The organism is Rhodococcus artemisiae, assembly GCF_036327795.1.
Classification (GTDB): domain Bacteria; phylum Actinomycetota; class Actinomycetes; order Mycobacteriales; family Mycobacteriaceae; genus Rhodococcus; species Rhodococcus artemisiae.
The window spans coordinates 152,823-176,912 of the sequence record NZ_JAUTXY010000017.1 but is presented as its reverse complement, the minus strand read 5'-3'; the positions used below and the strand labels follow the sequence as shown (position 1 = coordinate 176,912).

The 24,090-nt window shown below is 66.0% G+C and carries 22 protein-coding genes; 12 read left to right on the top strand and 10 right to left on the bottom strand.

The window, feature by feature from the left end; translation table 11 throughout:
* Positions 1-32 precede the first annotated feature (32 nt).
* Positions 33-719, top strand: coding sequence for a YceI family protein (locus tag Q7514_RS28105; RefSeq protein WP_330136542.1), 687 nt, complete (start codon positions 33-35; stop codon positions 717-719).
* On the opposite strand, the gene Q7514_RS28100 is transcribed toward Q7514_RS28105, so the two are convergent.
* The gene (locus tag Q7514_RS28100; RefSeq protein ID WP_330136541.1) at positions 700-1,638 is read right to left on the bottom strand and encodes a sterol desaturase family protein; all 939 of its coding nucleotides are present in this window, start codon (positions 1,636-1,638) and stop codon (positions 700-702) included. The genes Q7514_RS28105 and Q7514_RS28100 overlap by 20 nt on opposite strands.
* Before the next feature lie 143 nt (positions 1,639-1,781).
* Between Q7514_RS28100 and Q7514_RS28095 the strand changes: the two genes are divergently transcribed.
* The 5 genes from Q7514_RS28095 to Q7514_RS28075 all read left to right on the top strand — a co-directional run bounded on the left by Q7514_RS28095 (position 1,782) and on the right by Q7514_RS28075 (position 8,981).
* Positions 1,782-2,243, top strand: coding sequence for an RrF2 family transcriptional regulator (locus tag Q7514_RS28095; RefSeq protein WP_330136540.1), 462 nt, complete (start codon positions 1,782-1,784; stop codon positions 2,241-2,243).
* Positions 2,244-2,340: 97 nt separating this feature from the next.
* Positions 2,341-2,931 carry a TetR/AcrR family transcriptional regulator gene (locus Q7514_RS28090; RefSeq protein ID WP_330136539.1) on the top strand — a complete coding sequence of 197 codons (591 nt, stop codon included), beginning with the start codon at positions 2,341-2,343 and terminating at the stop codon, positions 2,929-2,931.
* A gap of 45 nt (positions 2,932-2,976) precedes the next feature.
* Positions 2,977-5,313, top strand: coding sequence for an MMPL family transporter (locus Q7514_RS28085; protein ID WP_330136538.1), 2,337 nt, complete (start codon positions 2,977-2,979; stop codon positions 5,311-5,313).
* A 42-nt stretch (positions 5,314-5,355) separates the two neighbouring features.
* The gene (locus Q7514_RS28080) at positions 5,356-7,083 is read left to right on the top strand and encodes an ABC transporter ATP-binding protein (RefSeq protein ID WP_330136537.1); all 1,728 of its coding nucleotides are present in this window, start codon (positions 5,356-5,358) and stop codon (positions 7,081-7,083) included.
* A complete protein-coding gene (locus tag Q7514_RS28075) occupies positions 7,080-8,981 on the top strand; it encodes an ABC transporter ATP-binding protein (protein WP_330136536.1) in 1,902 nt (633 codons plus the stop codon). The genes Q7514_RS28080 and Q7514_RS28075 overlap by 4 nt, the downstream gene beginning before the upstream one ends.
* Positions 8,982-8,984: 3 nt before the next feature.
* Here Q7514_RS28075 and Q7514_RS28070 read toward each other — a convergent pair whose 3' ends face one another.
* Entirely contained in the window at positions 8,985-9,572 is a 588-nt protein-coding gene (locus Q7514_RS28070; protein WP_330136535.1) for a DUF1707 SHOCT-like domain-containing protein, read from the bottom strand.
* 36 nt (positions 9,573-9,608) lie between these two features.
* A complete protein-coding gene (locus Q7514_RS28065) occupies positions 9,609-10,496 on the bottom strand; it encodes a LysR family transcriptional regulator ArgP (protein ID WP_330136534.1) in 888 nt (295 codons plus the stop codon).
* A 72-nt stretch (positions 10,497-10,568) separates the two neighbouring features.
* On the opposite strand from Q7514_RS28065, the gene Q7514_RS28060 reads away from it, so the two are divergent.
* The gene (locus tag Q7514_RS28060) at positions 10,569-11,171 is read left to right on the top strand and encodes a LysE/ArgO family amino acid transporter (protein ID WP_330136533.1); all 603 of its coding nucleotides are present in this window, start codon (positions 10,569-10,571) and stop codon (positions 11,169-11,171) included.
* Between the two features lie 8 nt (positions 11,172-11,179).
* Here the strand turns inward: Q7514_RS28060 and Q7514_RS28055 are convergent, their stop codons facing one another.
* On the bottom strand, positions 11,180-12,058 hold the full coding sequence (locus Q7514_RS28055; RefSeq protein WP_330136564.1) for a cation diffusion facilitator family transporter: 879 nt from the start codon (positions 12,056-12,058) through the stop codon (positions 11,180-11,182).
* 37 nt (positions 12,059-12,095) lie between these two features.
* The gene (locus Q7514_RS28050) at positions 12,096-12,515 is read right to left on the bottom strand and encodes a pyridoxamine 5'-phosphate oxidase family protein (RefSeq protein ID WP_330136532.1); all 420 of its coding nucleotides are present in this window, start codon (positions 12,513-12,515) and stop codon (positions 12,096-12,098) included.
* Positions 12,516-12,639: 124 nt separating this feature from the next.
* Here Q7514_RS28050 and Q7514_RS28045 point away from each other — a divergent pair, with 124 nt between their 5' ends.
* The 5 genes from Q7514_RS28045 (at position 12,640) to tgt (ending at position 19,727) form a co-directional block, all read left to right on the top strand.
* A complete protein-coding gene (locus Q7514_RS28045) occupies positions 12,640-15,372 on the top strand; it encodes a calcium-translocating P-type ATPase, PMCA-type (RefSeq protein WP_330136531.1) in 2,733 nt (910 codons plus the stop codon).
* An 88-nt stretch (positions 15,373-15,460) separates the two neighbouring features.
* The gene (locus tag Q7514_RS28040; RefSeq protein WP_330136530.1) at positions 15,461-16,363 is read left to right on the top strand and encodes an amidohydrolase family protein; all 903 of its coding nucleotides are present in this window, start codon (positions 15,461-15,463) and stop codon (positions 16,361-16,363) included.
* Between the two features lie 171 nt (positions 16,364-16,534).
* Positions 16,535-17,038: a cysteine dioxygenase gene (locus Q7514_RS28035; RefSeq protein ID WP_330136529.1), complete on the top strand. Its 504-nt coding sequence runs from the start codon at positions 16,535-16,537 to the stop codon at positions 17,036-17,038.
* 241 nt (positions 17,039-17,279) lie between these two features.
* A complete protein-coding gene (locus Q7514_RS28030) occupies positions 17,280-18,401 on the top strand; it encodes an MFS transporter (protein ID WP_330136563.1) in 1,122 nt (373 codons plus the stop codon).
* Between the two features lie 51 nt (positions 18,402-18,452).
* Complete coding sequence (gene tgt, locus Q7514_RS28025) at positions 18,453-19,727, top strand: tRNA guanosine(34) transglycosylase Tgt (RefSeq protein ID WP_330136528.1); 1,275 nt, start codon at positions 18,453-18,455, stop codon at positions 19,725-19,727.
* Here the strand turns inward: tgt and Q7514_RS28020 are convergent.
* From Q7514_RS28020 to Q7514_RS28000, 5 genes are all read right to left on the bottom strand, one after another.
* On the bottom strand, positions 19,703-20,446 hold the full coding sequence (locus Q7514_RS28020) for a queuosine precursor transporter (RefSeq protein WP_330136527.1): 744 nt from the start codon (positions 20,444-20,446) through the stop codon (positions 19,703-19,705). The genes tgt and Q7514_RS28020 overlap by 25 nt on opposite strands.
* Before the next feature lie 100 nt (positions 20,447-20,546).
* Entirely contained in the window at positions 20,547-21,371 is an 825-nt protein-coding gene (locus Q7514_RS28015) for an RDD family protein (protein ID WP_330136526.1), read from the bottom strand.
* A 106-nt stretch (positions 21,372-21,477) separates the two neighbouring features.
* Positions 21,478-22,401 carry a DUF2189 domain-containing protein gene (locus Q7514_RS28010; RefSeq protein WP_330136525.1) on the bottom strand — a complete coding sequence of 308 codons (924 nt, stop codon included), beginning with the start codon at positions 22,399-22,401 and terminating at the stop codon, positions 21,478-21,480.
* Positions 22,402-22,496: 95 nt separating this feature from the next.
* Positions 22,497-23,408 (bottom strand): tRNA glutamyl-Q(34) synthetase GluQRS, encoded by a 912-nt coding sequence (gene gluQRS / locus Q7514_RS28005; protein ID WP_330136524.1) that lies wholly within the window; start codon positions 23,406-23,408, stop codon positions 22,497-22,499.
* A gap of 28 nt (positions 23,409-23,436) precedes the next feature.
* Positions 23,437-24,015 (bottom strand): TetR/AcrR family transcriptional regulator, encoded by a 579-nt coding sequence (locus Q7514_RS28000; RefSeq protein ID WP_330136523.1) that lies wholly within the window; start codon positions 24,013-24,015, stop codon positions 23,437-23,439.
* Positions 24,016-24,090: the final 75 nt, after the last annotated feature.

Below are 24,090 nucleotides of genomic sequence, written 5' to 3'. Positions count from 1 at the left end.
ACTTGACTTGAAACGACAACTATTCTCGGTGCATGCGAAAAATCGGGTGGACGATCGTTGCCATCGTCGTTGTCGCGCTCCTGGGCTTCTTCGTCGCACCATGGGTATACGGCACGTTCATAGCCGAGGACGACGCACCCGCCGCCTCGGTGTCCACTTCCGGCGCCCAGGCTGCAACCGGTGAGCTCGACGGCGAGTGGGACGTGACCCCGGGCGCCGACCCCAACCGGACCGCGGCCGGCTACACCGTGCACGAGATCCTGCGCGGCGCCGACGTCACCGTGGTGGGGAGCACCGACCAGGTGTCCGGCACCGCGACGATCGACGACCAATCGCTGATCGCCGCCGAGGTCACCGTCCGGGTCGACGGAATCGCCACCGACAGCTCCCAGCGCGACGGTCAGTTCCGAGGCATGGTCATGGATACCGCGAACCATCCGACCGCGACGTTCACGTTGACCGAACCCGTGGATCTGTCGTCGTTGCCCACCGACGGCACGCTCACGACCGTGCCCGCGACGGGCCTCCTGACTTTGCGCGGCGAAGAGCGACCCGTGACGGTCGAGGTCGACGTCCTGCGTAGCGGCGAGAGCATCGTGGCGTCCGGCAGCATCCCCACGACGTGGTCGGACTGGGGGATCCAGCCGCCGAACCTCGGGTTCGTCGCCGTCGACGAGGCCGGGAGCGTGGACTTCCTGATCACCCTCGAGATGGGCTGACCGGGTCCGTCTCGGACTGCACCGGAGCCCACCCGGGCGGGCCGAACGCGTACCCGAGTTTGTCGCGCCAGGACGCCGCCGACCGCCAGTCGCGGGCGATCGCCTTGTACTCGTGGGTCTGCAGTTCCCAGATGTCGAAGGTGCCGACCGGCGTGGTCAGTCCGTAGACGGGTCGTTGCTCTTCGATCTTGAACGTGCCGAACATCCGATCCCAGATGATGAGGATGCCCGCGTAGTTGCGGTCGAGGTATTCGGCATCGGACCCGTGGTGCACCCGATGATGCGACGGAGTGTTGAACACGAACTCGATCGGTGTGGGCAGTGTGCCCACACGTTCGGTGTGAACGAAGAACTGGTAGACGAGACTCACGGAGAACCCCACGAACACCATCCACGGCGGGATGCCGATGAGGGGCAACGGCAGCCACATGATGATCTCGCCGCTGTTGTTCCACTTCTGCCGCAACGCGGTCGCGTAGTGGAAGTACTGACTCGAATGGTGCGCCTGATGTGTCGCCCAGACGAGACGGACCCGATGTGCCATCCGGTGATACCAGTACCAGAGGAAATCGATCCCCAGCAGCAGGATCGCCCACGTGTACCAGGCGTCGGCGGGCAGATGCCACGGCGCGACGTACACCCACAACGCTGAATACCCGACGAGTGCCAGGACCTTCCAGCCGGCGCTCGTCACGATCGAGATCAGTCCCATCGACAGGCTCGCGCGTGCATCGCGCATCTCGTATCCGCCGCGCGGTGGGTGTACGCGGCCGTCGGGCCCCGGCTCGACGCGTTCGAGCGTGCGGGCCGCCACCCACTCGAGGATCAGGAACAGTGCAAACGCCGGGATCGCGAGGGCGACGGGATCATGCAACGGTTCGAGCAGCGAACCCCACGAATCGCGCAGCGTCTCCCACATCGCGGGACCTCCGAACTGGTACGTGAACGATCGTCGAGTGTACGTGCGCCTATGGCGCGCGTCACTATCGGTGATCGACGGTGCTGATTTCTCCCCTGTTTGGTAGGAATTGGTCGGCCGGAAATGTCGGAGGAGGCACCGAAGTGCATATCAGTGCAAGGGTCGATTACGCGGTGCGGACGCTTCTGGAACTCGCTGCATGCGGTGACGGCCCTGCCAAGGCGGAAATGCTGGCGACAGCACAGTCCATCCCGCACAAATTCCTCGAGGCCGTGCTCGCGGATCTTCGCCGAGGTGGTCTCGTTCGCAGCCGGCGTGGCCCCGACGGTGGCTACTGGCTGGCGCGACCGGCCGACGAGATCTCCATTGCGGACATCATTCGCACGGTGGAAGGGCCACTCGCGTCGGTACGCGGAGAGCGGCCTGAGAGCGTGGAGTACACGGGGGTGGCCGAGCGCTTGCGCGACGTGTGGATCGCGGTACGGGTGAATCTGCGCGCGGTGCTCGAGGACGTGACGCTCGCGGACATCGTTGCGGACGACCTGTCGCAGTTCGTCCGTGACCTGACCGCCGATCCGGGCGCCTGGGAGCGCCGTAGCGTGTGAGCTGCGTTACCCGCACTGATCGGGTGTGGTCGATCCCATAAATATTGCAGAACTCTGCAAAGTTACACAGCTCTGCAAAATCTGTACCGTTGTTGAAGTGAGCTCTCAACTCGGATTGCGTGACCGCAAGAAGGCCGCCACCCGCGCGGCCCTCGCGGACGCTGCTGCGGAACTCGCGCGCGAGCACGGCCTCCACGAGGTCACTGCCGATGCGATCGCCGCCCGGGCGGGCGTCTCGACCCGCACCTTCCACAATTACTTCGCGAGCAAGGAAGAAGCGGTCCTCGTGCACTTCGAAGGTCTGATCGAAACCTGGATCGATCTTCTGCGCCACCGTCCCGCGGGCGAACCCATCATGGGTTCGCTCGAAGAATGCGCCGTCGGGCTCGTGACGGACCCGCAGTGGTCGTTCGACGACATCAGCACGTGCGTCGCGTTCGTCGAAGAGGGGTCCGCGAACGAATCCCGGCACATCGAAGTGGCGAAGCGCTCGTCGCAGCTGCTCGTCGACGCCATCGCCGAACGGACGGGCACCGACCCGGCCACGGACATCTACCCCAACCTTGTGCATTACGTCGGTTTGGGAGCGATCAAATCGGCCGTCGAAATGTCCATGGCGAATTCCGCCTCCTCACCCGAACACCTCATCCGTGAAGCCTTCGCGCTGCTGCGACGAGGATTCGCGTAACACCCTGCCCCACCACCACGTTCGACCACAGAAAGGGTGCCTGCCGTGGCGACCTACCTCTACCGGATAGGCAAGTTCGCCTACCGGCGTAAGGGCGCAGTCCTGTCCTTCTGGATCGCGTTGCTCGTCCTCTTCGGAGTCGGGGCCGCGACCCTGTCCGGCCCGACGACGGACTCCTTCAGCCTTCCAGGAACCCCCGCGCAGAATGCGCAGGACTTGATGGCCGAGCGATTCCCGACGGCCGAAGATCCGATGAATGCGCTCAGCGCCCGGTACGTCTTCGCGGCGCCGGACGGGCAGACACTCGACGATCCCGAGAACGCGGCCGCCGTCGACGAGGTGCTCGCGGCGATCCGCGGGATCGACACGGTTTCCGCGCCCGCCAAGGTCGATCCGGCCACCGCCTCGCCCGAGGAGCAGGCCGGAGCCCTGGTCAACCCTGTGGTTGCCGATGCCGGGCTCACCGAGCAGATGATGGGGCTGGCCGCGCAGCAGGGCACACCCGAAGACGCCGCGCTCGCCGATGCGCAGGCCCTGTCGCCGCTCAGCGCCGACCGCACCGTCGGGTTCGTCACCGTGCCCTTCGACGGTGAGGTGACCGACGTCGATCAGGCCATGCGCGACCAGATCGCCGCTGCCGCAGACATCGGCCGCGACGCCGGTTTGACCGTGCAGGTCAGCGGCACCGCCGCAGCCGACATGGCGATGCCCGGCGGCACCGCCGAACTCATCGGCATCGGCATCGCCGCGATCGTCCTCACTCTCACCTTCGGCTCGCTCGTCGCAGCAGGTCTGCCGCTGATCACCGCGCTCGTCGGTGTCGGTATCGGAAGCATGGGCATCACCATCGCCACCGGCTTCTTCGACCTGAGCTCGATGACACCGACGCTCGCGATCATGATCGGTCTTGCCGTCGCGATCGACTACTCGCTGTTCATCGTCTCCCGCTTCCGCCACGAACTGCTCGAGACCTCCGACCGAGCCGAAGCTGCAGGTCGAGCGGTGGGCACAGCCGGTTCCGCCGTCGTGTTCGCGGGCCTCACGGTCATCATCGCGCTCATGGCATTGAGCGTCGTCGGCATCCCGTTCCTGTCCGTGATGGGTTACGCGGCCGCCTTCACCGTGCTCATGGCAGTGCTCATCGCGATCTCGCTGCTGCCGGCCGTGCTCGGTCTCTTCGGTGAGAAGGCATTCGCGGGCCGCATTCCCGGACTGAGCTCACGCGACCCCGAAGGTGGTGAGCCGGGCGCTGCCCAGAAGTTCGTCGGCGCCATCACACGTCGTCCGCTGATCCCGCTCATTGCCGGTGTCGTACTCCTCGGTGTTCTCGCACTTCCGGCGACCGGTCTGCGTCTTGCCCTGCCCACCGAGGCGACGGGCGACCCTGCCACCAGTGCACGCCAGGCCTACGACCTGATCGACGAAGGATTCGGGCCGGGTCGTAACGGCCCGCTGGTGGTCGTCGCTGACGCCCGCGACGCGAATGTTCCGGCCGATGCCGCGTTCGCCGCCGTCCTCGGATCGCTGTACGAGCACGAAGAGGTCGTCAACGCTCAGGTCGTCGGTGTGAACGAGGACGGCGACACCGCGCAGATCCTCATCACCCCGCGCAGTGGCCCGACCGATCCCGCGACGATGGATCTCGTCTCGGAGATCCGCGGCGACGAGGCCGCGCTGAACGACGAGTACGGGCTTTCGTACGGCGTGACGGGCCAGACCGCGCTGGAGGGCGACGTCTCGGAGAGCCTGCAGAGCGCGCTCGTCCCGTACCTCGCTGTCGTCGTGGGTCTCGCGTTCATCCTGCTCATGCTCGTGTTCCGCTCGATCCTGGTGCCGCTCACCGCGACCCTCGGCTTCCTGCTGAGCGTCCTGGCGACCTTCGGTGCGACCGTGGCGGTGTTCCAGGAAGGCTGGGGCGGGCTCATCTCGAACCCGCAGCCCATCGTGAGCTTCATGCCGATCATCCTCATCGGTGTGGTGTTCGGCCTGGCCATGGATTACCAGGTGTTCCTGGTGACCCGTATGCGCGAGGAATACGTGCACGGTGCGTCCGCCACGGACGCGGTGCGCAGTGGCTTCGCGCACGGCGCCCGCGTGGTGAGCGCCGCCGCCGTCATCATGATCTCGGTGTTCGCCGCGTTCATCGCCGAACCGGATTCACTGATCAAGTCCATCGGCTTCGCGCTCGCCGCCGCAGTCTTCTTCGACGCGTTCATCGTCCGCATGGTGATCATCCCGTCGGTGATGGCTCTGCTCGGCGACAAGGCGTGGTGGCTGCCGAAGTGGCTCGACAAGATCCTGCCCAACGTCGACGTCGAGGGCGAGAAGCTCGCTCGTGAGCTGGAAGCGACCGCAGCGACCCTGGAATCCACCCGGGTGTGAGTGTCGCGAGGTTCGTCCGGAGACGCAGGTAGCGTATTGCCCATGTTGGTTCGGCTGTTACGGCGCTTTCTCGTGCGCTACAAGGGTTCGCTCATAGCTGTGGTCCTGCTGCAGCTCGCGGCCACCACGGGCATGCTGCTGTTGCCGAGCCTGAACGCCGACCTGATCGATCAGGGGGTGGCGGTCGGCGACATCGACTACATACTGCGTACCGGGCTCCTCATGCTGGGGATCAGCGCGGTCGAGGTCGCCTGCTCCATCGGTGCCGTGTACTTCGCTGCGCGAGCCGCCATGTCGTTCGGACGAGACGTCCGGCTGGCGCTCGTGCAGCGGGTCGGCGGGTTCTCCGCCCGCGAATTCGGCACCTTCGGGGCACCGTCGCTGATCACCCGCAACACCAACGACGTGCAGCAGGTGCAAATGCTGGTCCTGATGACCTGCACCATCGTGGTGATGTCGCCGATCATGGGTGTCGGCGGCATCATCATGGCGTTGCGCGAGGACGTCGGCGCTTCCCTGGTACTTGCGGTCGCAGTACCGGCACTGATCCTGACGATGGTCGTGCTCATCGCACTGATGTTGCCGGGCTTCCGGGTCATGCAGATACGACTCGACGGAGTCAATCGGGTGCTGCGCGAACAGGTCAGCGGGATCCGTGTCGTGCGGGCCTTCGTCCGCGACGACACCGAGAAGGCCCGTTTCGACCGCGCCAACGACGATCTCACCGCGACGGCGCTGCGCGTCGGCCGCGTCAACTCGGTGCTGTATCCGGCGGTGCTGCTCATCGCGAACGTCAGCACCGTGGCCGTGGTGTGGGTCGGCGGTGCGCGGATCGATTCCGGCGCCATGCAGGTCGGCTCCATCACCGCGATGATCACCTATGTCGCACAGATCCTCATGGCGGTCCTCATGTCGTCGTTCATCGCGATGATGATGCCGCGCGCAAGCGTGTGCGCCGGGCGCATACTCGAGGTCCTCGACACCGAACCGACCGTCGCGGCGCCGGCCGAACCGGTGCGCGAACTCCGCACCCATGTCGACGTCGAACTGCGGGGTGCCGGATTCTCCTACCCGGGCGCCGACGCGCCCGTGCTGCGCGACATCAGCTTCCGGGCGGAGCCCGGCACCACCACCGCGATCATCGGCGGTACCGGTTCGGGCAAGAGCACGTTGATGCGTTTGATCCCGCGACTCATCGACGTCACCGACGGGCAGGTGCTGGTGGCAGGTGTCGACGTCAGGCGCCTCGACCCGGAGGTGCTGCGGTCGCGGATCTCCGTCGTCCCACAGAAGGCGTATCTGTTCTCGGGCACGATCGCCGACAATCTCCGCTACGGCCGCGCCGACGCGAGCGACGACGAACTGTGGCACGCGCTCGAGGTGTCCCAGGCTGCCGACTTCGTCCATGCCATGCCGGACAAGCTCGAATCGGTGCTGTCGCAGGGCGGCACCACCGTCTCGGGCGGACAGCGACAGCGACTCGCGATCGCCCGAGCGCTGGTCCGCAAGCCGTCCATCTACCTGTTCGACGACGCGTTCTCGGCGCTCGACCCTGCGACCGACGCCCGCCTGCGCGCGGCGCTGGAACCGGAAACCCGCAACGCATGCGTCTTCATCGTCGCTCAGCGCGTCTCGACCGTGCAGGACGCGGATCGCATCGTCGTCCTCGACGGAGGCGCGATGGTCGCGTCCGGAACCCATCTCGGGCTTCTCGGCCGTTCCCCGACGTACGCCGAGATCGTCGAATCGCAGAGAATGGCCGCTGTATGACGACGCCGGCCGCGGCCGAACCACAGGCCGCTCCGCAGTCTCGGCTGCGCGTGATCATCCGCATCCTCGGCCTGTTACACCCGCACCGGTACGTCGTGTACTCGGTGATGATTGCGGCGTTGCTCGGTGTCGTGAGCTCCTCGATCGCACCGCTCGTGCTCGGCCGGGGCACCGACATCATCTTCAACGGTGTGGTCGGGATGCAGCTCCCGGCCGGGCTGTCGAAGGACGCCGCGATCGCGCAGCTACGCGCGGAGGGTCGCGATCAGTTCGCCGACATGGTCGCCGGAATGAACGTGATCCCCGGAGCGGGCATCGATTTCACGAGCCTGGGGCGGACCCTCGTCATCGTCCTCGCTCTCTATCTGTTGTCGTCCGCGCTGATCTGGGTTGCCGCGTACGGGCTCAACGAGATCGTGCAGCGCACCGTGCGGGACATGCGCGCGAGCGTCGAACGGAAGATCCACCGCCTGCCGTTGCGCTATTTCGATACGCATTCGCGCGGTGACCTGCTCAGCCGTGTCACCAACGACATCGACAACGTGTCGACGGGTATGCAGGAGTCCATAAGCCAGCTGGTGCTGGCGGTGTTCACGCTTCTCGGGCTCGTGGTGATGATGTTCTGGATCTCCCCACTGCTCGCCGTGATTGCGCTGCTGCTCGTCCCCGCCGCGGCCGTGGTGACGATCTACGTGGCGAAGCGTGCGCGGAAGCATTTCGCGGCGCAATGGGATGCGACGGGCACGCTCAACGGGCAGATCGAGGAGTCGTTCACCGGGCACGAACTCATCACCGCGTACGGCCGCACCGCGGAGATCGAGCGTCGGTTCACCGAGACCAACGATTCACTGTTCCAGGCCGCGTACCGAGCGCAGTTCGTGTCGGGTCTGGTGATGCCGCTCGTGACGTTCCTCAGCAATATCGGATATGTGGTCGTGGCGGTGATCGGTGGTCTGCGTGTGGCGTCGGGGACCTCGACGCTCGGCGAGATCCAGGCGATGATCCAGTATTCGCGGCAGCTGTCGCAGCCGCTCGCTCAGATCGGCGCGATGATCAATCTGCTGCAGTCGGCCGCGGCATCCGCCACCCGCGTGTTCGCGGTCCTCGACGAGGAGGAACAGGATCCTGAACCTGCGGCCCCGACGATGCCGTGGAGCAGGCACGGACTCGTCGAGTTCGAGGACGTGTCGTTCTCGTACACGCCGGAACGTCCGCTCATCGAGAACTTGACGTTGCGCGCCGAACCCGGCCAGATGATCGCGATCGTCGGTCCCACCGGGGCCGGCAAGACCACTCTCGTGAATCTGATCCTGCGTTTCTACGAGGTGGATTCGGGCCGGATCCTCGTCGACGGTGTCGACGTCACCGGGATGTTGCGGGAGGAGCTGCGATCCCGTATCGGCATCGTGCTGCAGGACACCTGGCTGTTCGGTGGCACGATCCGCGAGAACATTGCATACGGTAACCCCTACGCGACCGAGAACCAGATCATGTCGGCCGCACGGATGAGCTACGTCGACCGGTTCGTGCGGGCCCTGCCCGACGGTTACGACACCATCGTCGACGAGGAGGCCGGAAGCCTCAGCGCCGGTGAGCGGCAGCTCATCACGATCGCTCGCGCGTTCGTCTCGAAGCCGTCGATCCTGATCCTCGACGAGGCCACGAGCTCGGTCGACACCCGCACCGAACTCCTCGTGCAGCAGGCCACCGCGAGGCTGCGCGACGACCGCACCAGTTTCGTGATCGCGCACCGCTTGTCGACGATCCGCGACGCCGATCGGATCGTGGTGATGGAGGATGGACGGATCGTCGAGCAGGGTGCCCACGAGGAACTGCTCCAGAGGGGCGGCGCGTACTCACGGCTCTACGAGGCGCAGTTCAAGGCTCTCGTCGACTGACCATCAGTTGTCGCGGTCGTTGCTCTCGAGCTGCTTGATCCGGTCCGCAGCCTGCTTCAACCGTTTCTTGCGCTCTTCGTTCTCGGATTCTTTCAACTCTTCGTAGAGCTCCTCATCGGAGTCGCTGTAGTTGAAGATCAATCGAGGCAGTCCCAGGGTCACGATGAGGCTGGGCCAGACCAGCCAGGCGTGGTCCCAATCGAACACATTGTTCAGTACGAGGAACGTCACGAGGGTGATGCCGATGATCACCCAGTCGAGGGATTCGACCAGATTTCCTCGCCGGAGGAGAGACGACAGTTCTGTCTCGGCGCTGCGTGACGGAGTACCGACGGGCGTGGTCTCGGCGATCTCGGTCGACACCTTCCGGATCCGGTTGTCGACCACTTCCAGCGGTGCGCCTCCAGGAAGTCCGCGGAATGCATTGCGGAGGGGGTCGAGCGCGCGGGCAGCCGCGATCTCGCCGGAACGCTCGTAGAATTCGTCGGCATCCAGCCGCCCCGCCGCGAAGTGCTCACTGATGACGTTCAAGGCATGCAGCCGTTCGTCGTCGCTCAATCGCAGATCATGTTCGTCGGGCCGGTCTGTCATGTCGTTCGCCTCCCCGGAATCGTGTGTAGTCGAATCCTACGGCTGACGTAGCACTTCCCGCGCCGTGCGACGGACCGCCGCGGTGAGGGCGTCGAGCACGGGGGAGTCCAGTCTCCAGCGCTGCCAGTGCAGCGGGACGTCGAGTGGGTGGTCGGGGGCGAGGTTCACGAGATCGGTGCTGTCGGTGAGCATCGGATCAGGAAGCATGCCCCAGCCGAGTCCGAGGCGCGCGGCATCGACGAATTCGAGTGCCCCGGGCACGTAGTTGCGGGGTGCCGTGATCCGGCGACGGGTTCGCTTGCGCAGGAATCGATCCTGCATATCGTCCTTGCGGTCGAAGGTCAGCATCGGTGCATTCTGCAGCTCCTCCGCGGACATGCCGTCGGGAAACCATCGCTCGGCGAAGTCGACACTGGCCATCGCGTGATACCGCATCGATCCGAGTTCCTCGGAGGTGCAGCCCTGCACGGGTTCGGGCACGGAGGTCACCGCAGCCATCGCGGTGCCGTCGCGGAGCAGCGCAGTGGAGTGGTATTCGTCCTCGCGGTGCAGTTCGAACAGCGCGCGGTGGCGGACCGGCATGCGTGCAAGCGCGCGCAGCATCCACGTGGACATCGAGTCGGCATTGACCACAAGAGGAATTGTCACGTAGCTGTGTTCATCGGCAGTGAATCCGAGTTCTTCGGAGGTGTCCTGTTCGAGTCGCGCGACCTGCCGAGCCAGACGCATCACCACTACGCCGGACGGAGTGGCGGACACGGGACGGGTGCGGCGCAGCAGGACCTGGCCCACGTGCTGTTCGAGGGTCTTGATGCGCTGGCTCACCGCCGACGGCGTGATCCGCAGGACCGCAGCAGCTCCGTCGAAGGTGCCTTCGTCGAGGACTGCCGCGAAGGTCCGCAGTTGGGAGAAGTCGACGTCCATATGAAGCAACTCTAATGCAGCGTTAGCTGAATCAATTGTTCTAATGATCGCCGGATTCCTAGCGTGGAACGCATGTCCCTTCTCGCCGCCGGCTTCGTCACAGGTCTGTCACTCATCGTCGCGATCGGTGCGCAGAACGCGTTCGTTCTGCGCATGGCCATTGCGCGACGACACGTGCTGCCCGTGATCGCAGTGTGCGCGATCTCCGATGCGCTCCTCATCACGGCGGGTATCGCAGGAATTGCGACGATCCTCGATCACGCACCCGGCGTCATCGATGTGATCCGTTGGGCAGGAGCCGCTTTCCTCATCGGATATGGGCTGCTCGCCGCGCGGCGGGCACTGCGGCCGTCGGCGCTGTCCGCGGCGCCGGGCGGCGCCGTCACCATCGGTGCGGCGTTACTGACCTGTCTGGCATTGACGTGGCTCAATCCCCACACCTATCTCGACACCGTGCTCATGCTCGGATCCGTCGCCAACCACTACGGAAATCCGGGTCGCTGGTGGTTCGGTGCGGGTGCCATCGCTGCGAGCGGCGTGTGGTTCGTCGCTCTCGGATACGGCGCGCGCTATCTGCGCAACTGGTTCGCCAAGCCAGGATCCTGGCGGATTCTCGACGGTGGCGTCGCGGTCCTGATGCTCGGCCTCGGCGCCGGACTCGTGGTGTCCTCCTGACGGTCGTGCTATGCGCTCGGAGCAGTGCCACGCTTCCGGTAGCCCAGGGGCTCGAGGTGGGTGAACACCGTCACCCCGGGCAACGCGTCCTGAAGATCGGCTTCGAGCCGGTCGAGCAGATCGTGCCCGGCACGCACCGACCAGTCGCCCGGCGCCCGCACCGTCAGATACACGAAACGCTGGCGTCCGGACTCACGCGTGCGAGGCGGTAGGAACTCCACCGGCTCCGACGCGCGGTACCGGTCGAGCACCGCGTTCACCACGGCGACATCCTCGGTGGGGAGCGCGGCATCGAGCATGCCCACGACGGACTGTTTCACCAATCCGTACCCGATGCGCAGGATGTTCAGCGCCACCACGATCGCCACGATCGGGTCGAGCACGTCCCACCCGGATATCGCGACCAGCGCGACACCCGCCAGCACCCCGGCCGACGTCCACACGTCGGTGAGCAGGTGTTTGCCGTCGGCCACCAGAGTGATCGACCGGTGTTTCCTGCCCTCGCGGATCAGCACCATCCCGACCGCCAGATTGATCACGGACGACCCGGCCGACAGCGCGAGACCGAGACCGGCCTCCTCGACCGGCTGCGGTGACAGCAGTCGGTCGATCGACGTCCACAGGATTGCGGTCGCGGCCGCGAAGATCATCGTGCCCTCGACGGCGGCCGACAGATACTCGGCCTTGCCGTGGCCGAAATCGTGGTTGAAGTCGGCCGGTTTCGCGGCCAGGCGCAACGCGAGCAGACCCACGATCGCCGCCACCAGATTGACGCCGGACTCCAGGGCATCGGAAAGCAGACCGACCGATCCCGTCAACCACGCAGCGAGCGATTTCAGGGCCATCGTGGCCAGTGCCGCCGCGACCGACAACCACATGAACCGCATGAGCAGCCGATGCGACTGCGCCGAGACCACCGTCGTGTCAGTTCTTGACGAGGTTGTACTGCAGCCCGGTGACTTCCGCTGCCCGGATCTCGACGTAGTCGTACTTCGGCGTCGGAACCCACGGGGTCAGGCCCAGCGCATCGATCTTCGCGGCATCGTCGAAGCTCCGCAGCACATGGGCGCTGCCGTGCACGACGATGCTCCACGCGGTGTCCTCGTGGATGTGATCGACCTGGAACGCCACGTTCGGGTGGACGGCCAGTTCGGACAGTTTGCTCCCCTCTCCGGTGCGGAAGTACACCTTGCCGTCCGTCACCACATAGTTGACGGGATAGATCTCGGGGCGATCACCCACGACGGTGACGAGGCGTCCCACCTTCGCGGACGCGAGTCGCTCCCAGGCCTGTTCCTCGGACAGGCGAACGACGGGCCGATCGGATTCCGGGAACTCGCTCATCGGTGCTCCTCCTCGAAACTTCGATGCTTCCCCTCCAGCACATCATGAACGTACGCCCGGCGCAGGAGTACCACCTGCCGTTACGGTGAGAACGACCCACCCGCGCACGTGGATCGGAGTATCGATGACAGTCGAGACCGTGTCGAGGTGGCACACCCGCGCCGCCGACGACGTCGCCGAGGCCTTCGACGTCGCCCCGGATCGGGGCCTGACCGCAGGCGAAGTGGAGCGCCGCCGTGCGGAGTACGGGCCGAACCTCCTCGACGAGGCCAAGAGCATCCCCGCGTGGCGGAAAATGCTGTCGTTGCTCGCCGACAAGATGACGCTCGTTCTCGTCGTCGCGGCCGTCGTCAGCGCGACCGTGTCGCGGGAGTGGGAAACCCCCGTCGTCATCTTCGCGGTCATCGTCCTCAACACCGTCCTCAACTACGTGCAGGAAGCCCGAGCCGAGAACAGCCTGCAGGCACTGAAACAGATGTCGGTGTCGACCACGCGGGTCTTGCGCGACGGTCGCGGTGTCGAACTGCCCCGCGCTGATCTCGTCCCCGGCGACATCGTCCAGCTCGAGGCCGGCGACTCGGTGCCTGCCGACGGCCGCCTCGTCGCCGCGGTGCGACTCCAGGTGGCCGAGGCTGCACTCACCGGCGAATCGCAGCCCGTCGACAAGACCGTCGATCCTGTCGACGATCCGCACGCTCCACTCGGCGACCGCCACGACATGTTGTTCATGAACACCGAGGTGACCCGCGGACGCGCCTCGATGATCGTCACCGACACCGGAATGCGCACCGAGATGGGCGCGATCGCCGCGCTCCTCGGTGCAGCCGGTGTGGAACAGACCCCGCTGCAGCGCCGCATCGGCCAGCTCGCACAGACCCTCACCATCATCGCGATCATCACGGTCGCGCTGGTATTCGTGCTCGGTCTGCTGCGCGGACAGACGTGGTCCGAACTCCTCGTCACCGCCGTGTCGCTCGCGGTCGCGACCATCCCGGAAGGGCTCACCGCGGTCGTCGCATTCACCCTTGCGATGGGTGCGTCGCGGCTCGCGGCGCGCGGCGCGATCGTCAAACAACTCGCGGCCGTCGAAACGCTCGGAAGCACCACCCACATCGCGACCGACAAGACCGGGACGCTGACCCTCAACGAGATGACGGTGCGGCGGCTGCTGGTGCACGGGCGCAACTTCCGCGTCACCGGCACCGGTTACGGAACCGACGGCAAGATCCTCGTCGGCGACGGAATGCCCGCACCCGACCTCACCGACGCGCTGCTGGGCATGGCCATGTGCAACGACGCGACCGTGCGCGATGGCACCCTCGTCGGCGACCCCACCGAGGGCGCGCTCGTGGTGCTGGCAGAGAAGGGCGGCATCGACGTCGAGGGCAGCCGTGCTGCTCTGGCCCGGATCGAGGAAGTGCCGTTCGACTCGGACTACAAGTACATGGCGACCTTCCACGCCCTCCCGAGCGGCGGCTACCGGTGCTTCGCGAAGGGCGCCCCGGGCGTCCTGCTGGAACGTGCGTCGACCACTCTCGGCGATGACGGCCCGATCCGGATCGACGACGCCGCGCGCACTCGGATCCGTCAGGCGGTCGACGACCTCGCGTCCGAGGGTCTTCGTACCCTCATGATCGCCGGTCGCGCACTCGACGCGGTGCCACGGGGAGATGCGGATGCGCTTCAGGACAGTGTGTCCGACCTGACCGTGTACGCGATCGTCGGCATCGTGGACCCTCCACGCCCCGAAGCGAAGGACGCCATCGAGGTGGCACACGGTGCGGGTATCGCCGTGCACATGATCACGGGCGACCACCTGGTCACCGCGTCGGCGATCGCGGGCGAGCTGGGCATCCACGGCAAGGCTGCGGCCGGAGCCGACCTCGATTCCCTCGACGACGACGAATTCCGGGAGCAAGCAGCACAATTCGGCGTCCTCGCCCGCGTGGCACCCGAACACAAGATACGGTTCGTCAAGGCGCTGCAGTCCGACGGTCAGATCGTCGCGATGACCGGCGACGGTGTCAACGACGCACCCGCGCTCGAACAGTCCGACATCGGCGTCGCCATGGGCATCACCGGCACCGACGTCTCCAAGGGCGCTGCGAACATGATCCTCACCGACGACAACTTCGCGACCATCGTCGCGGCGGTGTCGGAGGGCCGCGGGATCTACGACAACATCGTCAAGTTCGTGAAATTCCAGCTCACCACGGCATGGGGTTTCGTGCTGATCTTCCTCACCGCCGGTGTGCTCGGGCTGGCCGGCGGGGCACCGTTCACCGCCCTGCAGATCCTGTGGGTGAACATCATCATGGACGGACCACCCGCGCTCGCACTCGGAGTCGACCCCACCGACCCGGATGCCATGAAGCGGCCACCGCGACCGGTGAAGGAGGCACTGCTCACCCGGGATCGTGTGCAGCGGATCCTCGGGCTCGGTGTGCTGATGACGGTAGGCACGATCGTGGTCCTCTACTACGGCCCGGAATTGTTCCCCGACAGTGCTTCCGACCCGCTGTTCGCGACCACACTCGCGTTCACGACGTTCGTCTTCTACCAGGTATTCAATCTGTTCAACGTGCGGTCCGACCTCGGCTCGGTGTTCTCGATGCGGACGCTGACCAATCACACGATCTGGATCGCGATCGTCGCGGTCATCGTGTTGCAGATCTGCGTGGTGCAGATGAGCGTGCTGCAGGGATTCTTCGACACCACCTCACTGACGTCACAACAATGGGCGCTCGCAGTCGCGGTCGGATCCACGGTGTTGTGGGTCGACGAGATCGGCAAGATCGTGGCCCGGAGAGTCGAAGCCCGGAGGTCGGCGCGAGTCGAGACGCCCGTCCTGACCTGAACGGTTGCTGCGAGGGAGCGTTGCCTCGGGACGGTGTCGACTCGGGACGGTGTTGACCGGAGACGGTGGGGAGACAACGCTGGAGCACATGAAGCGACGACCGCGCGTCGACGTACACCAGCACCTGTGGCCCTCGTCGTTCGTCGATGCCCTCCGCGACCGCAGCAACCCGCCTCGTCTCGACGGCTGGACACTGCATCTGTCCGGTGAACTGCCGTATCAGGTCGACCCCGCGGACCATTCGGTCCCGGCGAGGGCTGCCCTGACCGTTCGGGACGGAATCGACCTCGCTCTGGTGTCCATGTCGAGCGCGCTCGGAATCGAGAGGCTGCCCGCGGAAGAATCCGGGCCGCTCCTCGACGCCTACCACGAGGGTGCGCTGGCGCTACCGGGCCCGTTCGGGGTGTGGGCCGCCGCGAATATCGAAGAGCCCGACCCCCGGATGCTGCGCGACGTGCTCGCAGCCGGTTGTGTCGGCCTGCAGATACCGGCCACAGCCGTGGCCGATCCGGCGGGGCTCGACCGATGCGCGCCGTTGCTGGAGGAACTCGAGCGCGCGGGCGCACCGCTGTTCGTTCACCCCGGTCCGGCGGCGGCACCCGGTGCGCCGGCGTGGTGGCCGGCGATGGTGTCCTACGTCGGCCAGATGCACACCGCGTGGTTCGGATGGCACGAATTCGGTGCGCGCCGATTCCCGAGGCTGCGGGTACTGTTCGCCATGCTCGCGGGCCTGGCCCCACTGCACGCCGATCGGATGGCCGCCCGCGGCGGGCCCGCGGGTGTGCCCGCGCCGGGTGTGTATGTGGAGACGTCGTCGTACGGGCGCGAGATCGTCGCGACGGTGATGGACCGTCTGGGCGAAGACCGTGTGTTGCTCGGGTCCGATCGCCCCTACGCGGCACCGCTCGCTCTCGGTGGTTCCGCCGGCGTGCGATTGCGCACGGGCAACCCGGCACGATTCTTTTCGAATGGCTGTGAGCGAAACTCTTGACCTGCGGTTCCGTAACCGGTGACATGGTCTGCGTGAACTTTCCGGCGAACGCGCACCGCGGTCTCTGCACGGTCTCGACCCGTGCCGACGACGCGCGACTGCACTGTTGTCGCTGAAATCGCCCTCTCCTCTGCCCGGGTACATCTGTGCCCCGATTTCAGGAAGTTCGCAATGCTCACTCAGCCAGACCTGCCCATCCGTGCCGACCTCGATCTCACCTCCCTCGCGCTGCAGATCGCACGCGATCCCGACCGATGGCTATCGGTTGTTCGATTCGACGAGCAGGAGCGCTGGTACACCCGGCTGACCGTCGCCGACAACCGCGAGGTGTGGTTACTCACATGGCTCCCCGGTCAGCGGACGGAGATCCACGATCATGGCGGCAGCGCAGGTGCCTTCGCAGTGGCACAGGGGGTGCTCACCGAGACCACTGTGCACGTGCCTGCCGACTCGAATCTGCTCGGATCTCATATATCGTTGGTGGAGAACAAAATTCGATCCGGTGAGGTTCGGGGATTCGGTGCCCACCACATTCACGAGGTGACGAACGAGTCGGACACTCCCGCCGTCAGCGTCCACGTGTACGCGCCGTCCCTGTCGACGATGAGCCGATACCGGATCGACGACGGCACCCTCCGGCTGCTCGTGTCGGAGCGTGCAGGCGCGGATTGGTAGTGCCCGGATCGATGGTGCATCGCATGGCGTAACTCACGCCGTCCGGAGTCGTCGACGGGGCGCAGGCACAGGACAATGGAGGCTTGCCCGGTCCGCGGACGGACCGGCTCCTGCGACTCGCACAATCGAAGGTTCCTCCTGCATGACCACCACGGCTTCCGACCGTCCACCAAGCGCTGCATCCACGACCCCGGACACGGCCCGCACGACAACCACCACCCACCCGCGACGGGCCTGGGTGATGTGGGCGCTTGCGCTGGGTTCGTTCGGAATCGGAACGACCGAGTTCGTCGCGATGGGTCTGCTGCCCGACATCGCGTCCGGGCTCGGCATCTCCGAACCCACCGCCGGACACGTGGTGTCGGCGTACGCGGCAGGTGTCGTCGTCGGAGCTCCACTGATCGCAGTGATCGGCGCCGGACTGCCACGCAAGACGCTGTTGATCGCACTCATGATCGCGTTCACCCTCGGCAACGCGGCGACGGTGCTGGCACCGAACTACGAGCTGCTCGTCGCGTCCCGGTTCCTCGCGGGACTTCCACACGGCGCGTACTTCGGTGTCGCGGCGCTGGTCGCGGCGCATCTCGCTGAGAAGGGGCAGCGCGCTCGGGCGGTGTCGCTGGTGATGATGGGTCTGTCTGTGGCCAACGTCGTCGGGGTGCCGGCAGCGTCGTGGCTGGGAATGGCGCTGGGGTGGCGTTCGGCGTTCGTCCTGGTCGCGGTGATCGGCGCGGTGACCGTCGCAGCGATTGCGATGTGGGTGCCGTCGCTGTCGATCCCCACCACGAGTGTGCGGGTCGAACTCGGAGCCCTGAGGCGCAGGCAGGTGTGGTTGACGCTCGCGGTGGCGGTCATCGGCTTCGGCGGTGTGTTCGCGGTCTACACCTACATCAGCACGACGCTGACCGACGTCGCAGGGTTGTCGAAGTCGCTGGTCCCCGTTGCGCTGATGCTGTTCGGGATCGGGATGGTCGTCGGAAACCTCGTCGGCGGCCGGCTCGCCGATCGTGCTCTGGTGCCGGGAATTTTCATGACGGTGACGTCGCTCGCCGTGCTGCTGGCGGTGTTCGTCGCGGCAGCGCACAACCCCTATACGGCGCTACTGCTGGTGTTCCTGCTCGGTGCGGGCTGCGCCGCAGTGGGTCCGGGTCTGCAGGTCCGGTTGATGGATGTCGCGGAGGACGCGCAGACACTCGCGGCGTCGCTCCACCACGCGGCGTTCAACCTCGCGAATGCGTTCGGTGCGTGGATCGGTGGAGCCGTCATCGCGGCAGGCTTCGGATACACGGCTCCCGCGGCCGTCGGCGTGGTGCTGGCGCTGGCGGGCGTGGCGATCTTTGCTGTCGCCGTGCGGCTGCCCTGAACCGTGGCATACGACAGCCGCGGTCCTCGGCCGTCATGATTGGATGACGACGTGACCGACCCCAGCACTACCGCCGCAGCCGTGCCAGCCCCGAACGACCCGTTCTTCACCATCGGGACCCGTCTCGACAACGGATTGGGGCGCACCGGCACCATCCACACCCCGCACGGCGACATCCGCACGCCGGCGTTCGTGGCGGTCGGCACGAAGGCGACGGTCAAGGCAGTGTTGCCCGAGTCGATGGCCGATCTCGGGGCACAGGCGGTCCTCGCGAACGCCTACCACCTGTATCTGCAGCCGGGGTCGGACATCGTCGACGAAGCCGGTGGGCTCGGCACGTTCATGAACTGGCCCGGTCCCACCTTCACCGACAGTGGCGGGTTCCAGGTGATGTCGCTCGGTGTGGGGTTCAAGAAGGTCATCGCCATGGAGTCGGTGGGCGTCCAGAACGACGACGTCATCGCGAAGGGCAAGGAACGGCTCGCGAAGGTCGACGACGACGGCGTGACATTCAAGTCGCATCTCGACGGGTCGAAGCACCGCTTCACCCCGGAGGTGTCGATGCGCATCCAGCATCAGCTGGGTGCCGACATCATGTTTGCGTTCGACGAGCTGACGACCCTGATGAACACCCGCGGGTATCAGGAAGAGTCGCTGCGGCGCACGCAGGCGTGGGCGGTGCGCTGCATCGCAGAGCACGAGAAGCTCACTGCGCAGCGCACCCACCGCCCGTACCAGGCGTTGTTCGGTGTGGTGCAGGGCGCGCAGTACGAGGACCTGCGCAGGCAGGCGTGTCGTGGTCTCGAATCGATTCACGGTGAGACGGGTCGCGGATTCGACGGCTACGGCATCGGTGGGGCACTCGAGAAGCAGAACCTGGGCACGATCGTGCGCTGGTGCAGCGAGGAACTTCCGGAACACAAGCCGCGGCACATGCTCGGGATCAGTGAGCCCGACGACATGTTCGTCGCAGTCGAACACGGCGCCGACACGTTCGACTGCGTCAACCCGTCACGGGTCGCGCGGAACGCTGCGATCTACACCCCCGACGGACGGTTCAACATCAACACGAGCCGTTTCCGCCGAGATTTCACGCCGATCGACGAGAACTGCGACTGCTACACGTGCGCGAACTACACGCGCGCGTACATCCACCACCTGTTCAAGGCGAAGGAGATGCTCGCGTCCACGTTGTGCACGATCCACAACGAGCGGTACACGGTGCGCCTCGTCGACGATATCCGCCGCAGCATCGACGACGGCCGGTTCGCCGAGCACAAGGCCGAGACACTGGGCCGGTTCTACGCCTCCACACGGTCGCCGTAACTCGGCTCGTGCTTCTTCACATACGCGATGACGCGGTACGTGAGGGGCAGGACGACGATCTCGACGAGCGTCTTCCACAGGAACCCGACCACCACGTAGTTCGCGAAATCCGACCACGTCGAGATGCCGATCGCGCCCGCCGCGATCGCGCAGAAGATCAGCGTGTCGGCGAACTCACCGACGACCGTCGATCCGATCAGGCGTGCCCACAGGTGCTTCTCCTTCGTGCGCTTCTTGATCCACACGAGCACGTACGAGTTGAGCAACTGGCCGACCAGATACCCGGCCAGACCTGCGAGAAGCATGCGCGGCACCACTCCGAGCACGGCTTCGAACGACTCCTGATGCTCGTAGAACTCGGCAGCGGGCAGTGACCACGTGATCCAGAAGCACAGGGCGGACAGCGCGACCGCGCCGAACCCGAAGAGCACCGCGCGCCGGGTCGCGGCGAACCCGTATACCTCGCTGAGCACGTCGCCGAGGATGTACGCCAGCGGGAACAGGAAGAACCCGCCGTCGGTGATGATCGGCAGGATCTGCAACGGTCCGACAGCGAATTCGGAGTCGCCGAGGAACGCGACGCCTTTCGTCGCAGTGATGTTGGAGATGATCAGCACCGTGGTGAACAGCACCAGGATTCCGGGGTAGAAGCTGCGCCCCACTCGGGCGAAGGCCACTTGCTCGGATGCGGGTTTCGTGAGGTCGGCTGGGTTTGTCACCTGGCCATCCAAGCATCCGGGCTGATCGATCGCGAAAGCGGCGACAACGACAGCGGGCCCCGTCCTCGATGGACGGAGCCCGCTGGGCTGGTGAGGAGTGTCAGGATTTGACGACTCGGGTGCCACCCGCGAACTTGTCGTGGAAGCCCTGCTTGGTGCCGTCCTTCTCGATGGTCACGGCAATGCCGATGTACGCGGCCAGCGACGCGAGACTTGCCAGCCATCCCAGGATGGGGATTCCGGTCAGTACCTGGAGCGCGACGAACGCATTGCGCTTGGCTGCCTCTTCGAGCGTCGGATGTCCGCCGGCCGGGCCGACCACGGACAGTCCGAGCAGCTTCTTGCCGAAGGTGGCGCCCTGCGACGATTCGAGGTAGGTCCAGTACCCGAATGCAACGAGCCCCGTCAGGATCGACATGAGCAGGGACATGAACCCGCTGCCGCTGCCGAAGGTGACGATCGCGGTGAGGATGCCCATCGGAATGCCGACGATCAACCCGTCGATGATGCGGGCACCGAGGCGCGGGAGCAGCTCACCCGGCTGCGACGGACCGAATCCGGGTGTCGGCGACGGGTAGCCGGGCACCCCGCCGAACTGCTGGCCGCCGAACTGTTGGCCTCCGGGGGCCTGTCCGTATTGCGGAGCGCCGTATTGGGGACCGCCCTGCTGCTGTGCACCGAACTGGTTGCCCTGGGAGCTGCCGTACTGACCGCCGCCCTGGTGGGGTGCCCCGTACTGAGGGGCTCCGTACTGGCCGCCGCCGTCCGACGACGGGTAGCCGTCGATCGGTCCGGAGAACTGTTGGGTGTAATCCGCCGGCTGCTGCCCGAAGCCCGGCTGATTGCCGTACTGCGGAGCGCCGCCCGGGTACGAACCCGGATTCTGCGGGTTGGGCTGCGGAGGTGGGTATCCACCGGATGTCATATGACTCCCTTTTGTGATCAAGATGCAGTTGCGCCACCGTACAACGTTCCGGTGACGGACAGCCATACGGTGGCGCAGCTACACAGGGGCGCAACGATGCGGTGGCTCAGGGAGCGACAGGGCCTCCGGTGGTGATCCGGTAGGCGTAGGTCGAGGCGATGATCGAGACCGGAACACTGACGAGCAGACCCAGGCCGCACAACAGCGCGCCGACGATGTTGATGCCGACGAGCGCCAGCGCGAGCAGGATCAGGGTCCCTGCGTTCGACGTGACCGCCTTGTAGCTCGACTTGATGGCGGTGATCGCATCCTGGTTACGGTCGACGACGAACTGCATCGTCCACCAGGTCAGGAACGCGATGACGAGTCCCGGCAGGATGCACAGGACCAAACCGATGGAGGTCGCGATGCCGACGAGGAGGCCGGCAAGGATCACGGCGCCGACTGCGCCGACCTGCAGGAAGGTTCCGACCGCGGGCTTGCGACCGTCGACCTCGCTCAGCGCGCCACGCACGAATGCCGCCTGGATGATGTAGCCGACCACGGCGGTGACGAGGTTGCCGATGATCGACCAGACGCCGAATGCGCTCGCACCGTCGTCGAACGAGTAGGAGAAACTGCCCCCGTTGAAGATCCAGCTGAGCACGGCCTGGATGACGAAGGCCACCAGCATCACGATGATCCACACGCCGGGGTTCTGGCTGAACTTGCGCCAGCCGTAGGAGATCGCGTCACCCACACTCAGCTGAGCGGGTCCCGGTCCGAAACCGCCGCCGAAGTCTCCGCCCGGAGGTGGGGGATAGTCGCCGGGTGGCGGGGGATAGCTTCCCGGTGGGGGCGGGTAGTTTCCGCCCGGAGGCGGAGGGAAGCCGCCGCCCTGAGGAGGTGGGGGATAGTTCCCGCCCGAAGGAGGGGGGTATCCGCCGGGAGGAGGGGTTGCACCGCTGGGTGGATACCCGGGCCATTCCGGATCGGGATCGCCGCCCTGGTTCTGCGGGTCCTTGTTCGGGTCGTAACCGCCGGTCGTCATCGGATCCTCTCGAGGATGGGATGGAGCACGTGTTTTCGGTTTCACCGTGAGGCTACGGCGCTTCCATCCCCGATGCATCCCTTCCGATCTTGTGATTACAGAAGTCGGTACACCCAAGGATCTCTCGGCAGTCGCCGCGGATCCCATCGGTCGAGCAACAGGGGCAACGTGACCGGTTCATCGGGATCGGCCAGATCCAGCGACACCGCGATCGTCGTGAGCACGTCGGCGGGTGTTTCTCCGAGCGCGATCCGGTCTGCCAGCGTGACGGCTCCGTCTCTCTTGGCCAGGCGTTTTCCTTCGTCGTTCAACGCGAGGGGGACATGCGCGTAGCGGGGTATCGGAAGCCCCAGCAACGAGGCCAGATACCCCTGGCGAGGTGCAGAACTCAGCAGATCATCCCCGCGCACCACCTGGTCGATGCCTTGGTCGGCGTCGTCCACCACCACCGCCAGGTTGTAGGCGGGGGTGCCGTCGCCGCGGCGCAACACCAGGTCGTCGACGATTCCGGTGAAGTCGCCGTGTAGCACATCGTGGATCGTGTAGTACGCGTCTCCGGCGCGTAACCGGATCGCCGGTGGGCGACCGGAGTCGCGTTTCGCGGTGCGTTCGGCTTCGGTGAGGGAGCGGCAGGTGCCCGGGTACGCGCCCGCGGGTGCGTGCGGCGCCGACGTGGCCTGTTGTATCTCGCGCCGGGTGCAATAGCACTCGTAGGTCAGTCCGGCGCGGTCGAGGCGTGTGATCGCCTCGTCGTACAGACGCAGGCGGCGGGACTGGTGAACCACCTCGCCGTCCCAGTCGAGACCGAGCGCAGCGAGATCGGTGAGCTGGGCCTGTTCGGCTCCGGGCCGTACCCGATCGAGGTCTTCGACGCGCACCAGGAATCGACGTTGCGTGGATCGTGCGAACAGCCAGGCGAGAACAGCGGTACGGAGGTTGCCGAGATGCAGGTCGCCCGATGGGCTGGGCGCGAACCGGCCCGCGCCGTGGTCGGCCGAATGTGACACCCGTGCACCTTATCGGGCAGCGCGTGTGTCAGTTCGGGGTGTCGAGCGTCAGCTGGATCTGGGTGTGCAGCGCATGGGTGAGGTACTCCCGCGGGTACAGATCCGGGCTCGATGTCGCGTCCAATGCCAGGCCGTTGACGGCCGCGACGAGCAGGGCTGCACGCGTCTCCGGATCGGGTGTGCCCATGCGGATCAGGACGGTGGCGAGCCCCGTCCTGATGGTGAAGAGAACGGAACTGCGGATCGAACTCAACGATGGCGACGTCGCGGCGCGCACTGCGAAGGCGGCCATCACGTGCGCCTCGCTGCCGCGTTGATCGTCGAGTGGCAGCAACTGGCTCAGTGCGGCGAACAGCGTGCGGGTGGGGTCGATGTCGGGGTCGACGGTCGCCAGCCGCGTGAGCACCCGGTCGGCGAGGGCCTGGAACGAGTACGCGAGCATCTCGTCCTTGGTCGGAAAATGGTGCTGGACAGCGCCGATCGACACACCCGCCTGGCTTGCGACCTCCCGTACGCTCGCCGATTCCAGACCGCTGCGTGCGGCGACCTCGAGCAGTGCCGCAGCGAGCCTGGTGGGGCTGGTGGTTGCGTAGGGGCGGGCGCGCATGGGAGAACCGTAGCGGAGCGCGTGAGGAACCTGATGTCATGGGTGACGACCTCCACGCGGCTGTGCTCGGTGGAG

Bases quoted from the DNA above. Each gene is read 5' to 3' on its own strand.
- Q7514_RS28105 (WP_330136542.1), top strand. From the start codon at position 33: ATGCGAAAAATCGGGTGGACGATCGTTGCCATCGTCGTTGTCGCGCTC.
- Q7514_RS28100 (WP_330136541.1), bottom strand. From the start codon at position 1,638: ATGTGGGAGACGCTGCGCGATTCGTGGGGTTCGCTGCTCGAACCGTTG.
- Q7514_RS28080 (WP_330136537.1), top strand. From the start codon at position 5,356: ATGTTGGTTCGGCTGTTACGGCGCTTTCTCGTGCGCTACAAGGGTTCG.
- Q7514_RS28075 (WP_330136536.1), top strand. From the start codon at position 7,080: ATGACGACGCCGGCCGCGGCCGAACCACAGGCCGCTCCGCAGTCTCGG.
- Q7514_RS28070 (WP_330136535.1), bottom strand. From the start codon at position 9,572: ATGACAGACCGGCCCGACGAACATGATCTGCGATTGAGCGACGACGAA.
- Q7514_RS28065 (WP_330136534.1), bottom strand. From the start codon at position 10,496: ATGGACGTCGACTTCTCCCAACTGCGGACCTTCGCGGCAGTCCTCGAC.
- Q7514_RS28060 (WP_330136533.1), top strand. From the start codon at position 10,569: ATGTCCCTTCTCGCCGCCGGCTTCGTCACAGGTCTGTCACTCATCGTC.
- Q7514_RS28055 (WP_330136564.1), bottom strand. From the start codon at position 12,058: ATGCGGTTCATGTGGTTGTCGGTCGCGGCGGCACTGGCCACGATGGCC.
- Q7514_RS28050 (WP_330136532.1), bottom strand. From the start codon at position 12,515: ATGAGCGAGTTCCCGGAATCCGATCGGCCCGTCGTTCGCCTGTCCGAG.
- Q7514_RS28045 (WP_330136531.1), top strand. From the start codon at position 12,640: ATGACAGTCGAGACCGTGTCGAGGTGGCACACCCGCGCCGCCGACGAC.
- Q7514_RS28040 (WP_330136530.1), top strand. From the start codon at position 15,461: ATGAAGCGACGACCGCGCGTCGACGTACACCAGCACCTGTGGCCCTCG.
- Q7514_RS28035 (WP_330136529.1), top strand. From the start codon at position 16,535: ATGCTCACTCAGCCAGACCTGCCCATCCGTGCCGACCTCGATCTCACC.
- Q7514_RS28030 (WP_330136563.1), top strand. From the start codon at position 17,280: ATGTGGGCGCTTGCGCTGGGTTCGTTCGGAATCGGAACGACCGAGTTC.
- Q7514_RS28015 (WP_330136526.1), bottom strand. From the start codon at position 21,371: ATGACATCCGGTGGATACCCACCTCCGCAGCCCAACCCGCAGAATCCG.
- Q7514_RS28010 (WP_330136525.1), bottom strand. From the start codon at position 22,401: ATGACGACCGGCGGTTACGACCCGAACAAGGACCCGCAGAACCAGGGC.
- Q7514_RS28000 (WP_330136523.1), bottom strand. From the start codon at position 24,015: ATGCGCGCCCGCCCCTACGCAACCACCAGCCCCACCAGGCTCGCTGCG.